This is a genomic window from Bradyrhizobium sp. AUGA SZCCT0182 (genome assembly GCF_018130185.1).
GTDB lineage: Bacteria > Pseudomonadota > Alphaproteobacteria > Rhizobiales > Xanthobacteraceae > Bradyrhizobium.
This window is the reverse complement of record NZ_JAFCLY010000018.1, coordinates 103,211-117,668: the sequence shown is the minus strand read 5'-3', so window position 1 is coordinate 117,668 and position 14,458 is coordinate 103,211. Positions and strand designations below refer to the sequence as shown.

14 protein-coding genes are annotated in these 14,458 nt (G+C 61.7%); 7 read left to right on the top strand and 7 right to left on the bottom strand.

Going from position 1 to position 14,458, the window contains the following annotated elements:
- Positions 1-47: 47 nt before the first annotated feature.
- Positions 48-641 (bottom strand): isochorismatase family protein, encoded by a 594-nt coding sequence (locus tag JQ611_RS20195; protein ID WP_212466387.1) that lies wholly within the window; start codon positions 639-641, stop codon positions 48-50.
- A 110-nt stretch (positions 642-751) separates the two neighbouring features.
- On the opposite strand from JQ611_RS20195, the gene JQ611_RS20190 reads away from it, so the two are divergent.
- Complete coding sequence (locus tag JQ611_RS20190) at positions 752-1,657, top strand: LysR family transcriptional regulator (RefSeq protein WP_212265709.1); 906 nt, start codon at positions 752-754, stop codon at positions 1,655-1,657.
- A 67-nt stretch (positions 1,658-1,724) separates the two neighbouring features.
- Here the strand turns inward: JQ611_RS20190 and JQ611_RS20185 are convergent, their stop codons facing one another.
- From JQ611_RS20185 to JQ611_RS20170, 4 genes are all read right to left on the bottom strand, one after another.
- Positions 1,725-2,630: an amino acid ABC transporter substrate-binding protein gene (locus tag JQ611_RS20185; protein ID WP_212265710.1), complete on the bottom strand. Its 906-nt coding sequence runs from the start codon at positions 2,628-2,630 to the stop codon at positions 1,725-1,727.
- Positions 2,631-3,740: 1,110 nt separating this feature from the next.
- Entirely contained in the window at positions 3,741-3,986 is a 246-nt protein-coding gene (locus tag JQ611_RS20180) for a hypothetical protein (RefSeq protein ID WP_212466386.1), read from the bottom strand.
- A 159-nt stretch (positions 3,987-4,145) separates the two neighbouring features.
- The gene (locus tag JQ611_RS20175; protein ID WP_212265818.1) at positions 4,146-4,505 is read right to left on the bottom strand and encodes a phasin family protein; all 360 of its coding nucleotides are present in this window, start codon (positions 4,503-4,505) and stop codon (positions 4,146-4,148) included.
- A 237-nt stretch (positions 4,506-4,742) separates the two neighbouring features.
- Complete coding sequence (locus JQ611_RS20170; RefSeq protein ID WP_212466385.1) at positions 4,743-5,126, bottom strand: hypothetical protein; 384 nt, start codon at positions 5,124-5,126, stop codon at positions 4,743-4,745.
- Between the two features lie 61 nt (positions 5,127-5,187).
- Between JQ611_RS20170 and JQ611_RS20165 the strand changes: the two genes are divergently transcribed.
- Positions 5,188-7,266 carry a methyl-accepting chemotaxis protein gene (locus JQ611_RS20165; RefSeq protein WP_212466384.1) on the top strand — a complete coding sequence of 693 codons (2,079 nt, stop codon included), beginning with the start codon at positions 5,188-5,190 and terminating at the stop codon, positions 7,264-7,266.
- Positions 7,267-7,279: 13 nt separating this feature from the next.
- Here the strand turns inward: JQ611_RS20165 and JQ611_RS20160 are convergent, their stop codons facing one another.
- Positions 7,280-7,804, bottom strand: a complete 525-nt coding sequence (locus JQ611_RS20160) for a nuclear transport factor 2 family protein (protein WP_249133305.1) — start codon at positions 7,802-7,804, stop codon at positions 7,280-7,282.
- Positions 7,805-7,991: 187 nt separating this feature from the next.
- Between JQ611_RS20160 and JQ611_RS20155 the strand changes: the two genes are divergently transcribed.
- Both JQ611_RS20155 and JQ611_RS20150 read left to right on the top strand, forming a co-directional pair.
- A complete protein-coding gene (locus tag JQ611_RS20155) occupies positions 7,992-8,963 on the top strand; it encodes a LysR family transcriptional regulator (protein WP_212466383.1) in 972 nt (323 codons plus the stop codon).
- A gap of 213 nt (positions 8,964-9,176) precedes the next feature.
- Complete coding sequence (locus tag JQ611_RS20150) at positions 9,177-10,859, top strand: methyl-accepting chemotaxis protein (RefSeq protein WP_212265714.1); 1,683 nt, start codon at positions 9,177-9,179, stop codon at positions 10,857-10,859.
- Positions 10,860-10,878: 19 nt separating this feature from the next.
- Here JQ611_RS20150 and JQ611_RS20145 read toward each other — a convergent pair whose 3' ends face one another.
- Complete coding sequence (locus JQ611_RS20145) at positions 10,879-11,397, bottom strand: MarR family winged helix-turn-helix transcriptional regulator (RefSeq protein WP_212386583.1); 519 nt, start codon at positions 11,395-11,397, stop codon at positions 10,879-10,881.
- Between the two features lie 176 nt (positions 11,398-11,573).
- Here JQ611_RS20145 and JQ611_RS20140 point away from each other — a divergent pair, with 176 nt between their 5' ends.
- From JQ611_RS20140 to JQ611_RS20130, 3 genes are read left to right on the top strand one after another with little or no spacing between them, the layout of a single operon-like run.
- Positions 11,574-12,092 carry a flavin reductase family protein gene (locus JQ611_RS20140; RefSeq protein WP_212265716.1) on the top strand — a complete coding sequence of 173 codons (519 nt, stop codon included), beginning with the start codon at positions 11,574-11,576 and terminating at the stop codon, positions 12,090-12,092.
- A gap of 49 nt (positions 12,093-12,141) precedes the next feature.
- The gene (locus JQ611_RS20135; RefSeq protein WP_212466382.1) at positions 12,142-13,380 is read left to right on the top strand and encodes an acyl-CoA dehydrogenase family protein; all 1,239 of its coding nucleotides are present in this window, start codon (positions 12,142-12,144) and stop codon (positions 13,378-13,380) included.
- Between the two features lie 24 nt (positions 13,381-13,404).
- Positions 13,405-14,427: an amidohydrolase family protein gene (locus JQ611_RS20130; RefSeq protein ID WP_212265718.1), complete on the top strand. Its 1,023-nt coding sequence runs from the start codon at positions 13,405-13,407 to the stop codon at positions 14,425-14,427.
- Positions 14,428-14,458: the final 31 nt, after the last annotated feature.

The window sequence follows — 14,458 nt, the reverse complement described above, 5'->3', positions numbered from 1 at the left end:
GGTGGGATCGAGACGCGCGTTCTTTGACAAACACGTCTCGTCACCGGTTACGACTGGATCGGCGGAAGCACCTCGGTGAACAGCAACTGGATCAGCTGTTGACCGTGGGGCGTGCCCCAGTTCTGGGCCAGTTCCGCGAGCATGGTGTTGGTGGCGGTCAGGACGACGCCGGCGTCTTGCATGCGGCGGCGCGACATGTCCTCGGACAATTCGAACGGCGATCCCGAAGCGTCCATCATGGCCTGCACGTTGTAGCCTTCGGTCACCGCATCGATGGCGGGGAAGACGAGGCAGACGTCGGTGGTCACGCCGGCCATGATCAGGTTCTTCCGCCCCGTTGCTTCCACAGCCGCCTTGAAGTTGGCGTCGGTCCAGGCGTTGACGACGCCTTCGCGCTTGACGCGCTTCTCGAAGGCGTCCGGCAGAATGTCCTTCAGTTCCGGCAGCAGCGGCCCCTGTAAACGATCCTCCTGGCTGGAGGTCAGCACGGTCGGGATGCCAAGGATTTTGGCGGCCTTGGCCAGCACGAGCGACATGCGCTTGGCCCGCGCGACGTCGATATTCTTGATGAGCTGCATGGTGCCGACCTGGTGGTCGATCAGCAGAAGCGCCGAGTTCTTCGGGGTGAATGTCGTGGTCATAACCAGTCTCCGGTGCCCGTTGCGAGCCTAATTGCTCGCATGGAGGCTACATTTGGAACGAATTGCTGAGGAGGCTTGATGTTTGCTACCTTATGTTCCAAAAATGAAACATGAAAACCTTCGGTGATTTTGACGGCCTCGCGCTGTTCATCCGCATCGTGCAAGCTGGCGGCTTCGCCTCAGCTGAACGCGCGACGGGCATCCCGAAGGCCACGCTCTCGCGCCGGCTGTCGGCGCTGGAAGAGACCCTGAATGTCAGGCTTGCGCGCCGGACCAAGAAGGGCGTGATACTCACCGAACAGGGGCAGCAGCTGTTCGAGCGCGGCCGGTCTGCCTTCATGCTGGCTGAGCAGGCTGTCGCCGAGGTTCAGGACGAGCGCGTCGCGCTGTCGGGCACCGTTCGCTTGTCGCTTCCCCCTGATATGGCGACCGCGGTTCTTGGCCCCGCACTGATCGGCTTCAAGACCAGATATCCCGACGTTACCATCGAGATGACGCTCACGGATCGCAGGGTCTCGCTGATCGAGGAAGGCTACGATCTCGTGGTTCGCATGGGGCCGGTGGCAGACTCCGAATTGATGTTCCGTAGAATCGCCGATTTGCCGCGCGCCTTGGTCGCAAGCCCCGCCTTCCTCGCTGCACATCCCGATCTCTGCACGCCACAAGATCTGGAAATGCTGCCGGCGCTCGCGATCCGCCGCGATCTCATCGAATGGGATCTGAAAGATGCTCAGGGGATGCGCGCCATCATACGTCCCGCGATCGGCTTTGCCGCAAACCGCCAGACCATTCTCGTCGACGCTGCCCGCGCCGGTCTCGGCATCGCCAATCTGCCGAAATTCCTGATCGAGGATGCCATGGCAACCGGCGCACTCGTTCCCGTCCTGCCGGATTGGGAGCCGTCACCCGTAGAGATGACTGCGCTGTGGCAGAAGGACAGGATCAGCGGACGTCTGATCAAGGCCATCGTCAGCGCATTCGAGGAAGCGCTACGCGCCAAACCGATCGAGGTCTAGAGTGTGGCGCTGTGCGTAGGCGGACCTTCACGGGACCGCAATCCACGGCGCTTCTTCCCGGCCGCCGTCAACGCTCGTAGCTTGCCGGGTCCGCGCTGTCAGACGGATTTGCGAATGCGTTGCGCAAAACCACCGGCATCGGATTGCGAAAATTGAGGCCGCTCGGCGGCACCGGTGATTCGAACCACTTCTTGTAGATCACCTCGATCTCGGGGCTGCGGTACAGGTTCGCGGTCGCGCGATCCGCCACGGTCTTGAACGGTGCATCATCCTTGCGCAGCATGATCCCGTAGGGTTCGGCCTTCGAAAATGCCTCCTCGCTGATGATGTAGGCCGACGGGTCCTTTGATCGCGCGATCGCGACGGCGAGCTGCACGTCATCGAGGACGTAGGCGGCGGCGCGGCCGGTCTCCAGCATCAGAAACGCCTCCGCCTGGTCCTTGGCGGCCAGCACCGCAACACCGAGATTTCGTGTGGTACTGGCCTGGGTGAGCTGCACCATATTGGTCGAGCCTGAGATCGCGACGACAGGCTTGCCTTTCAGCGCGTCGATCGTGGTGATGTTGTCGGCCTTCCTCGCCGCAAAGCGTGTCGCCGACAGGAAATGCGAGTTTGTGAACGCCACCTGGCGCTGGCGCTCCGCATTGTTGGTGGTGGACGAGCAGACCAGATCAACCGTTCCATTCATCATCAGCGGAATGCGATTGGACGACGTCACCGGGCTTGTCTCGACTTTCAGGCTGGAAAGCTTGAGCTCCTGCTTCACCGCGTCCACGATTTTCATGCAGATATCGACGGCGTATCCAATCACCTTCTGGTCGCCGTCCAGATAGCTGAACGGCACCGAGGCTTCCTGGATGCCGAGCACGACCCGGTTGGTCTCCTTGATCTTCTGCAGCGTCCCGGTCAGCTCGCTCGCATTTGCAGAGACGGTCATCAGAATAGCTGCAACCATGATCGCTGGCAGTCGCATCGGGTTTACTCCGTGGATATCGACAAGTCGGGAAGGACGTGATGCGGGGTGAAAACCGAGTGCATCAACCCATCGTGTACTTCTAGCCGACACCGCCCGATCGGGATACCGAAGCCTGCACATAGCAGCTATAGAGCTATTCTATCGTGGAGTTGCGGCCAGGAACGATACGGTGGTGGGCAAGGTCGCTGCTGTCGGGACCGTGCGCCGATCCGCTGCCAGTTTTTGCGGTCCGGCCAGGCCAGGCCTCGCCACGCTGCCCAATTTGCCGGCGATGGTCGTTTCGACCCCGCGGGATCAGTATCTGATGACGGCTATGATTGCGGCGACAATGAATGCCGCGACAAGCGAAAGCGCGCGATCGAGTGTTTTCGATCGGGGCGTTGCGGGCGAGTCGGGCGGTTTCATGACGTTACGCCGGCGGTTGCAGTTCGCCAACGAGCCAGCCAACATCGCCGGACTTCATGGGATCTGACGCGATAACGATTTTTTCGACGTTGCCGCATCTGGAACAGTAGAACGTGCGAAGCTCAAACCCGGTGGGTCCAGGCGATATCTGCGCAAGGTTCATGCGCGTTTGACATGTTTGGCAGCGGAGGCGCTGTATGGCGAGCAGCGGAATTGCGGCTGGGTAAGCGGTCATTGCAATCCACCCTTTGAGTCAGGCGGGAGCGCAAAGCTCTCAGTCACCGGAAGATGCCGAGGCGGGCGGTGATGGAACCAGCATGCTCGCCTTGTATTGGGAGCGCTGGTCAATATCGCTCAGGTTCCGAAATAAATTAAACGCAAACCATGTTCCGTTTCGAAGCCGAGGCCATGGCCCCGACTTCGTCATCGCAAACGCCGGCCAGGAAATTTGCCCGCATGATCAAAATTGAACAGACAGTTTAGATCCCTCCGCCGAAGATGGATTTGGCGGCGGGTAGGCGCAATGAGGAAGAGATGGACACCGCCAACGCGCCATCTGCATAGCACTGAGACGGCCCCAAAGTGCAACCGGGCAAGACAGACTGCCGCCAGTGTCTTGTCAGGCCTACGAGGGAGTCCTGCATTCACCTGCAGGACTCCCTCTGGCCGCTTAAATCCCGCTCGTTTCCGTTGGTGGTGGCCCTAGGTGCCATGCTGCCGGTAATCGAAAGCGGTCAGGTCATGGATCGCACGCGCGTATATTTTGTCGGCGTCGCGCTCGCCACTCTCGGCGGCCTGCAAAACCTTTCGGGCGATGATCTCACGATCCACTTCGAGCTGACCGATATTCTGAAGCGTTTGACATGCAAGGTCGTACGCCTGGTTCACGGCCAAGACCTCCTCTGGATCGAGCGAGCGATTCCGGGAACGTGGATTGGATATGGTCATGATGCTCCTCGTGACAGCTGCGAGCGCAGTCTCTCGCATGCTGGAAAAATGAACGAATTGAGGGGGCATCGGAAAAGGTCCCGCGATGCACAGGCGACGTTGCTCTGACATCGCGGGGCAAGACCTTTCGATTTGCAGTGATCTAACGAATTACAAGAACTATCGGTTCGTCGAATTGGTCCCAACGCCGAAGCCGCCGAATGGCTTGTAGGACTGCTTGGCAAGATCGCCGTACAGCGCGCCAATCTTCTGCGACTCGGTTACGAATGTTTCGTAAGCCGTCTTCGCGTACTCGGTTTGAATTTCAATCGCCTTCTCGAACGACTTCACGCCCGAGAGCTTCTCGACGAACGACCTGGTGTCTTCAAACGATTTCTTGGTGTAGTCGCCGTACGCCGTGGCAAGCGCCTGAAAGCCGGCGGGGAAGGTAGTAGATGACGCGGTCGCTACGTCGACCCGTTCTTTATCAGCTTCTTGCGTAGAGTTCTGATTCGAGTTGTTGCGGTTTACATTCGACATTTTTGATGTCCCTTTGTTTCCTTGACAGCGAACCAATGGCTCGCATCGGCAATGGTTGCCCCAAAGCAGCAGTTCCCGCTTGGTCATTGGGCGTTGCTTGTGTGTTCGTATGATGATTCCGGAACCCTGGTGCATGCCGGCCGCGTCGCACCAGGGCAATCGCCGCTCAATCCGGGGCAATCGCAAAACGCGGCAAAACGAACGGAAGCGACAAACGCGAATGCGCCCGCCTCGCCGTCACATCGTGGCGGCAACGCGAACTGCCGATTTTCTTTGATCGGAACGTCGCGGGCTTCGATCCGTTGTTACGACGTTCCCATGAAAGGAAACGACATGACGAACCAAAACCAACCCGGTCAGCAGAATCAAACGCCGGGTCAGAAGCCTGGTCAACAGCAGGGCGGCGGTCAGAATCCGGGCCAGCAGAGTCAGGCTCCCGGCAAGGGTGACAAAGATCCCAAGCTGGCGCCCGATCAAACCAGCGACACCGATACCTAACTGACTGAAACGGCCCGCCTCGGCGGGCCGTTTTCGTTTGGCCGAGCCAAATGTCGTTGCGCAGTATTGCGCGCCCTCACGCTCGCGGCTCGGCGCACTCCCGTAATTATACCGTTCGTCCATTAAGCCCGCCTTAGCCCCTGTTTGCGTATTTTGGCGGTCTCCACGGCAACGGAAACAGAACATGCGAATCGGTCGGCTCTTTGCGGTATCAATGCTCTCGGTGACGGTCCTGTCGGTGATCCTTGGTGCAGGGGTTCTCGTTCCGCAATATCGTACCTTTGCAAGCAAGAATGAAGCGATCAAGGCCGTGGAGGCATTCGGCGCGGTTCTGGCTGTTGGTCAACAGGTCGCGGCCTATCGTGCGCCTTATCTCAGTCCGCTGTTCCAGGATGGGACCGCAACCCCGGCTCAGCTCGAAGCGATTGCAAAGGCCGTGCATCAGGCCGATGCCGCTTTCGCGAACGCCCGGACGGCGGTCGGCGCCCTCAGCGATGGCGCCACGATCGTTGCGGGCCTCAACCAGGCGGCGACCAAGCTTGCCGATATTCGCGCCGCGAACGATCGCGCGCTTGTCGTACCCATGGCTGCGCGTGATGCGGCGGTGGTCAAGGGCTTCCTGCCCGGCGTTGCCCAGGTCGTCGCGATTGTCGAACCGCTCTTGAACCGCCTTGAAAATCAGGTGGCCACCGCCGACGCGTCGCTGACGGCGCTGATGAGCATCGCTCGTACAGCCCAGGATATGCGGATCTCCGCCGGCGGCCGCGCCGCTTCGATGTCTCCTGCGATCAGCGCGCGCCGCCCGATGACAGTGGCCGAAATCTCTTCGTTCGACCGTGCCCAGGGCCGCGTGGACCTGAATCGCGAGCGAATCGAAGCCGGCGTGGATCAGATCGGCAGCCCGGCAAGGCTCGTCAAACCGCTGAAGGATGCGATCGATCTCTATTTCGGCAAGGCCGCGCCATGGCTTGAGAAAGAGATGCCGGCCGCGCGCGGCGACGGCAACTATGGAATCAAATCCGATGTTGAACTCGCCGCCACGATTGTGCCGGCGGTGCAAAGCTTCTTTGCCGTGCGCGACGCGGCATTGGCTGAAGCCGCCGAACGCGCCGGCGCCGCGCGCGATGGGGCGCTGACGATGCTGGCGCTGGCAGGCCTTGCCGTTGTGGCACTGCTCGGCGTGCTCGCCGGCGTCACAATGATGCTGCGCCGCCGGGTGATTACGCCGCTCGCCAATCTGACCGACGTCGTCGGTGACCTCGCCGCCGGCCGCCATGATGTCGCCATCCCGACGATCGAGCGCGCCGATGAGATCGGCGCGATGGCAGGTTCATTGCAGGTCTTCAAGGAAGCTCTGATCGCCAAGAAGGCCGCCGATGAGGCGGCGGCGGTGGAGGCCGATGCCAAGATCCAGCGTGGCCAGCGCGTCGACACGATTACCCGCGACTTCGAATCGATGATCGGCGAGATCGTCGAGATCGTCTCGACGGCCTCGAGCGAGCTCGAAGTATCGGCCGGTACGCTGACCTCGAACGCGGACCGTTCGGAGAAACTGGCCACCACGGTGGCGGCAGCCTCCGAAGAAGCCTCCACCAATGTGCAATCGGTCGCCTCCGCCACCGAAGAGATGGCATCGTCGGTCAACGAGATCAGCCGTCAGGTGCAGGATTCGGCGCGGATCGCCTCTGAAGCGGTGGAGCAGGCGCAGCGAACCAACGATCGCGTCGGCGAGCTGGCGAAAGCGGCGGCCCGGATCGGCGATGTGGTCGAGCTGATCAACACCATCGCCGGCCAAACCAATCTGCTGGCGCTAAACGCCACCATCGAGGCGGCGCGGGCGGGCGAGGCGGGACGCGGTTTTGCCGTCGTGGCCTCGGAAGTGAAGGCGCTGGCCGAGCAAACGGCCAAGGCGACCGGCGAGATCAGCCAGCAGATCAACGGCATCCAGGCCGCGACGCAGGAATCGGTCGGCGCCATCAAGGAAATCGGCGATACCATCGGGCGGATGTCCGAAATTGCGTCCGCGATCGCGGCTGCGGTCGAGCAGCAGGGCGCGGCGACGCAGGAAATTGCCCGCAACGTGCAGCAGGCCGCGCACGGCACCCAGCAGGTCTCCTCCAACATCGCCGATGTGCAGCAAGGCGCCAGCGAGACCGGATCGGCCTCGTCCCAGGTGCTGGCGGCGGCCAAGTCGCTGTCCGGCGAAAGCAGCCGCCTCAAGCGCGAGGTCGGCCAGTTCCTGAGTTCGGTCCGGGCGGCCTGAAGACGCGACGGCCTCAGGGCTTTTCGCCGAGCCGCGCGCCGCGGGCGATGGCCGCGGCCGTCTCCAGGCCGACGTGACGGACCAAGGGATCGGCATGGCGATGGACCAGCTGCCATTCCGAACCGTGCTTGCGATAGACTTGGGTGACGCGGAGTGACCAGTCCTGATCGGGCAGGCCGCCGACCTCGCCATGCTGGCGCTCGATCATCACGAGAACCACCAGACCGTCGGATGCGTAGCTCTGCACAAGCTCGAGTTTCGCATCGCCATTTCTGAAGTACTTGGCGAGCTGTGTCAGGCGTTCGGGGCTGGCATTAAAGCCGTGGCTGGCCGGTCCGCCGAACGGCTGCATCAACGTGAAGTCATCAGCGATTCGAACCATCCTGGACCATTCGTCCATCTCGCCGCGCATGAAGGCGACCGCCTGCGCTTCGGTGCGCTGGATCAGCTCAACGGGCGGATGTCCCGCGCTGGCGGCTGAATTGGCCAGGCATTCCGACGGCCGGAAAGACAGCGATGCGCTCAGCGCGGCCGTCATCGCCGCGCGTCTCGACATGCCGGCGAGCGGGCAAGCAGAAGGTTTACCTTGGTCCAATGGCCGTCGTGTCCTGCGCAAGAATCCGAACATGTGAGCACTCCCTTTGATTTCGGCCGGATCCTTGACGTCCGGCGGGGTGCATTTGCCACTTCATCGCAGATGAATAAAATGATATGATTTCACCGATATGATGAACAAAACTGATCTATCCAGGGCCGACCTGAACCTGCTGGTGCTGTTCGAAATCCTGATGGAGGAACGCCACGCCGGGCGGTCGGCCGAGCGGCTGAACCTGTCGCCATCGGCGGTCAGCCATGGCCTCGGACGCCTGCGGAAACTGCTTGCTGATCCCTTGTTTCTCAGGACGCCCAAGGGCGTGGTGCCAACCGCGCGGGCCAGCGAACTTGCGGCGCCCGTTGCCGAAATCCTGACCCGCATCCGGGGCGTGGTGTCGAGCGGTGCGCCGTTCGATCCGGCGCGCTCGACGCGCCGCTTCGTCATCGGCGCGCCGGACGGAACGTCGGCGGTGTTCCTGCCGCCATTGCTCGAAGCGTTACGGAAGACCGCGCCGGGAATCGACATCGGCATCCGCCAGATTCTGCCGACGCAGGGCCAGCCCACGCCCGACCTCGCCTGGAAGGAAGCGCTGGCCGATCTCGAAGCGCGCGACATGGATATCGCCGTGATCCCGTTCGACGATGTGCCGGTGCGCTTCCACAAGCAAACGCTCTACGAGGAAGAGTTTGTCATCGCGGCGCGCGCGGGACACCGCTTCGGGAAGGCACCCAGCCTGCGGAATTACTGCGAGATGCAGCATCTCGTCGTCTCGCATACCGGGGATGCCTATGGCTTTGTCGATGTCGAACTCGCCCGGCAAGGGTTGTCGCGCCGCGTCGCATTGACGGTGCCGAACTTCATCTTTGCCCTCGGCGTGCTGGCTGAAACAGATCTGGTCTCGGCGTTGCCGCGACGGTTCGTCGAGATGCACGGTCCGCGTTTTGGAATCGTCGCCGCCAAGGCGCCGATCGCGCTGCCGCACTTCGCCATCAATGCGGTTCTCCCAAAGGTTGCAATGATGGATGCTGGCGTTGCCTGGCTTGTCACGGAGCTTGAGCAGATCAAGGCGCCCAGGACACCCAAGCCGAAGCACTCCATTTGAGCGATCGGGCGCGAAAACACGTCCTCATACCTGGCTGCCTGCGCGAGATGGCAACGGCGGCCGGGTATTCAGGTGTTCCAGGTCCACTACAAAGCTCAACAATATCAATACAACCGAGTCTCCGGTCCACCCAGCGCATGCTTAAAACTTCGCTAACAAGTCCCGGCTATGTTGAAGCGGTTATTTTCCGTCCCAGGCCCAGGATTTGACCCGATGTTCTTTTCCCGCATCAGCTTCAAGCTTGCCGTCATGATTGGTCTCAGTCTTGCCGGCATGGTCGTGATGGCCCCGATCGCGCTCTACACGATGCGCGGGCAGATGATGACGGACCGCCAGGTCAAGACGCAGCAGATGGTCGACATCGGAAATGGAATCCTGACCCATTACCAGAAGCTGGAAACCGACGGAAAGCTGTCGCGCGACGACGCGCAGAAGGCGGCGATCCAGGAAATCAAAAGCCTGCGCTACGACAAGGTCGAGTATTTCTGGATCAACGACATGTCGCCGAAGATGATCATGCATCCGATCAGGCCCGAGCTTGACGGCAAGGACCTCGGCGAGATGAAGGATCCGAACGGCAACCGGCTGTTCATCGGATTCGTCGACGTCGTGAAGTCGAAGGGCGCCGGCTTCTACAGCTATCTCTGGCCAAAACCCGGCTTCGATCAACCGGTGCCGAAGATTTCCTATGTGAAAGGCTTCGCGCCCTGGGGCTGGATCATCGGCACCGGCATCTATCTCGACGACGTCGATGCGGTGTTCCGGCAGACCGCCCAGATGTTCGCGCTGGTTTGCCTGGCCGTGTTTGCGCTGGTGCTGATCAGCTCGTTCTTCATTGGCCGCAGCGTGACGCGGCCGCTCACGACCATCACCAACCTGACCGACCGGCTGGCGTCCGGCGATACCGCTTTCGAGGTGCCCTATACGCAGCGCAAGGATGAGGTCGGCGCGCTCGCCAAATCGCTGCGCGTCTTCAAGGACAATGCCGAGGCGGTCACCAAGATGCACGCCGAGCAGGCGCAGCTGAAGACCGAGGCCGATGCCGAGAAGCGCAAATCGATGATGGATCTGGCCAGCAAGTTCGAAGCCAGCGTCCAGGCCGTCGTCGGTGACGTCATCAAGGATGCGAGCGAAATGCAGGGCACCGCGCAAGGGATGTCCCATACCGCGAGTCAGGCCAGCGACCGCTCCAAGGCGGTGGCGATGGCTTCCCAGGAGGCGTCGTCGAACGTGCAGACCGTGGCGTCGGCCGCCGAAGAACTTTCCGCGTCGATTTCCGAGATCACCCAGCGCGTCGGTCACGCCGCCCAGATCGCCGACAAGGCCGCCGCCGACGGCCAGCGCACCAACGAGACCGTCCAGGGTCTCGCGATTGCCGCCCACAAGATCGGTGAAGTGATCGGCCTGATCAACGACATCGCGTCGCAGACCAATCTGCTGGCGCTCAACGCCACCATCGAGGCGGCGCGTGCCGGCGAGGCCGGCAAGGGCTTTGCGGTGGTCGCCAGCGAGGTCAAGTCGCTCGCCAGCCAGACCGCCAAGGCCACCGAAGAGATCAGCGCGCAGATCAACGCCATTCAGGCCGAGACCCAGCAGGTGGTCGAAAACATCCAGAGCATTCGCTCGACGATCATGGAAGTGAACGAGATCTCGTCCTCGATCGCGGCCGCTGTCGAACAGCAGGGCGCCGCGACGCAGGAAATCGCCTCGAGCGTGCAGAAGGCCGCGGCCGGCACAAATCAGGTCTCGCAGAACATCTCCGACGTCACAGCGGCGACGACGGAAACCGGCGCGAAGGCGCAGATGGTGTTGGAGTCCGGCGACCGGCTCGGCCGCAAGCTAAAGGCGCTGCAGGACGAAGTGTCGAGCTTCCTGGCCGGCGTAAGAGCGGCGTAGGCGGCGCTCACGCCGCCGCTCATTCCTTCGCGCGCGGTTTCGATCGCGCGCGGTTCGGCGGCGATTTCCGCTTTGGCTTCGCGGCGGCTTTCGTCGCTTCGATCTCGGGTTCGATCGATCCCAGGCTCTGATAGATTTCGCGGAACACGATCTTGAGGCGCGAGACTTCGGCTTCCGAATAGTTTGATACCGCAACCTCTTCAAAATGGACGGCAATCGGCATCAGCTCCTCCAGCAAGAGCTTGCCCTTTGCGGTGAGATTGATCGCAACCGTGCGGCCGTTGTCTTCCAGACGGCTGCGCGAGACCAAGCCCCGGCGCTTCATGTCGCCGACAAGCCGCGACAGTGTCGAAATCTCCGTCGTGGTCACGGTGGAAAGATCGCTCAAGCGCTGGTCGCCATTTTCCCAAAGTGCCGCCATCACCCGGTACATCGGCAGCGTCACGTCGTATGGCGCGATGCGCCGCGAGAACAGCTCGCCCATCCGCACGCCGACCCGGTTGAGCAGATACGGAAACGAATTCGAAAGTCTGTACAAGGCTTTGGCTCCGACATGCCGCAACAATTGCGCGCTGAGAAGTAGCCGAAATGTCCCGATTCCAGCAAGTGAATTGCATTCGTAATTTTTGGTTGACAAACATTTGCGTTTGCAAATATTGTTATTGAAATCATCCGACACAGAAGCGGATCCTTTTGAAAAATTGGGAGGGGACCATGTCCCTGGATGCCGCAACCGACGACCTCCGTTCATCGTTCAAGCTTGCGATGCGCCGCTTCCCCGCGGCCGTCACCGTCATCACGTCGGCCGACCAGACCCGCCGTCACGGCATGACGGCGACCGCGGTGACCTCGCTGTCGATGGACCCGCCGTCGCTGGTGGTCTGTGTCAATCAGTCGAGCCTGCTTCACGACATCATGCTGCTGGCGCGCCGGTTCTGCGTGAATCTGCTGCGCCGGGACCAGACGGCGCTGTCGGCCGCCTTCAGCGGCGCGCTGCCGCCGGAAACCCGCTTCGGCCTCGGCGACTGGGCGATTTCGCCCGATGGCATCAGCTATCTCGAGAGCGCCCAGATCAACATCTTCTGCCGAAAAGCCGCCGCCGTTCCCTACGGCACGCACACCGTATTCATCGGCGAGGTCGAGCGCGTCAACGTGCACGATCCCGTCGATCCCCTGATCTATCAGGACGCGACCTACTGCTTTTCCGTGCCGACCGAAACCAAAGCCGCCTAGCCGAGCGGCCTAACGCCGCCTGAAAACCATGGACTACGGAGGAACCGACATGAACGTTGCCGCGCAGACCATCGAAAGGCGTCCGAGCCAGCCGCTCGGAAAACGCCCGACCGTCGCCGAACTCAAAGCCCGCGTTCAGGGCGTCAGCCCGCAAATCAAGGCGCGGGCGCACACAACGGAAAAAAGCGGACGGGTGCCGGCGGAGAACATGCTGGCGCTGAAGAACATCGGCTATTTCGAGATCGTCAAGCCGCGCACTTTCGGCGGCTACGAATATGATTTCGACGTGCTGGTCGATCTGAACATCGAACTCGCCAAAGTATGCGCATCGACCGCCTGGGTTGGCGGGCTGCTCGCGGCGCATCAATGGCTGATCGCGAGCTTCCCCGAACAGGCCCAGCGCGACGTATGGGATGCGAATCCCGAAGCGCTGGCGTGCGGCTCGTACGCGCCCGCGACCAAGGCCGTCTCTTCCGACGGTGGCTACACCTTATCTGGACGTTGGTCGTTCGCCAGCGGCTGCGACAACGCGCAATGGTCGCTGTGCGCCGCGCTGCTGCCGTCGCGGACCGAAGCGGACCGGTTCACGCCGGCGTTCCTGCTGGTGCCGGCATCGGATTATACCATCGACGACAACTGGAACGTGGTCGGCCTCGGCGGCACCGGGAGCAAGACGCTGCAATTGAAGGACGTGTTCGTTCCCGAGCACCGCGTCCTGACGTTTCAGGAGACGACATCGGGCAAGACGCCGGGCGCGTCGCTGTATGCGGACAATTCCACCTTTTCGATCCCGATGCTGTGCAACATTCCGTCCTGTCTGGCCTCAGTCGCGGTCGGTACCGCCGCGGGTGCGCTCGAGGATTATCTTGAAGTCACCAGCAAGCGCGTCACGCGCGGCGCAGTGGCTGGCAGTAACAACCGGATGGCGGAATTCCCGACCATCCAGCTCCGCGTCGCCGAAGCCGCTGCCTCCACCGATGCCGCCCGGGAAATCCTGCTGCGCGATCTGCGCGATCGCGCGACGGCGGTTCGCGCCCACAAGCCGGTCTCGATCGAAGACCGGATCACCAGCCGCCGCGGCCAGGCGTTTGCGGTATCACTGGCGATCCGGGCCAGCGAAGCGCTCAATGCGTCAACCGGCGGGCAGGGGCTTGATCTTGCGAATCCGGTGCAACGCGCCTGGCGCGATGCGAACGCGGTCGGGCGCCACATCAGCATGAACTGGGATGCCGTGGGCACCATGTACGGCCAGCTCGCTTTGGGCCTGCCGCCGCAAGGTCAGTACTGAAAGAAACCGAAAGGGAGAATGGCAATGCAAGGCAAGATCGCGCTTGAGGAACACTTTGCAATCCCGGAAACGCTGATGGATTCGGCGGGCTTCGTGCCGGAAAGCTACTGGCCCGAGCTGAAAGACCGTTTGCTGGATATCCAGGACAAGCGGCTGAAGCAGATGGACGAGCAGGGCGTCGAGATGATGATCCTCTCGCTCAATGCGCCGGCGGTGCAGGCGATTCCCAACGCCAAGAAGGCGAACGAAATCGCGGTTCGCGCCAACGACTATCTGGCCGAACAGGTCGCCAAGCGTCCCGATCGCTTTCAGGCGTTTGCGGCGCTTCCGATGCAGGATCCCGATCTTGCCATCGTCGAACTGGAGCGCGCAGTCAATACGCTCGGCTTCAAGGGCGCGCTGGTCAACGGCTTCTCGCAGGTCGGCGACGCCAGGAACGCCGTCTATTACGATCTCGACCGCTATTTGCCGTTCTGGGCCAAGATCGAGGCACTCGATGTGCCCTTCTATCTGCACCCGCGCAATCCTCTGCCCGAGGATTGCAAGATTTATGAAGGCCACGAATGGCTGCTCGGGCCGACCTGGGCCTTCGGCCAGGAAACCGCCGTCCATGCCTTGCGCCTGATGGGCTCCGGATTGTTTGATCGCCATCCCGGCTTGCGCATTATTATCGGCCATATGGGAGAAGGGCTGCCCTACAGCATGTGGCGCATCGACCATCGCAACGGCTGGGTCAAGACGCCGCCGCGCCACAAGGCGAAGAAGAAGATCTGCGAGTACTTCCACGAGCATTTCTACCTGACCACGTCGGGCAACTTCCGCACCCAGACACTGATCGATGCGCTGCTCGAAGTCGGCTCCGACAAGATCCTGTTCTCGGCGGACTGGCCGTTCGAAAACGTCGATCACGCCGCGCAATGGTTCGACAGCGCCAGCATCAGCGAGGCGGACCGCAAGAAGATCGGACGCGACAACGCGCGCAAGCTGTTCAAGCTCGACGACAATCTTTCGCAGCAATCCAGCAAGGTCGCTCAAGCCGCAGAATAGCCGGCAGGCGTCTTTCAAGAGTCAAAACGAC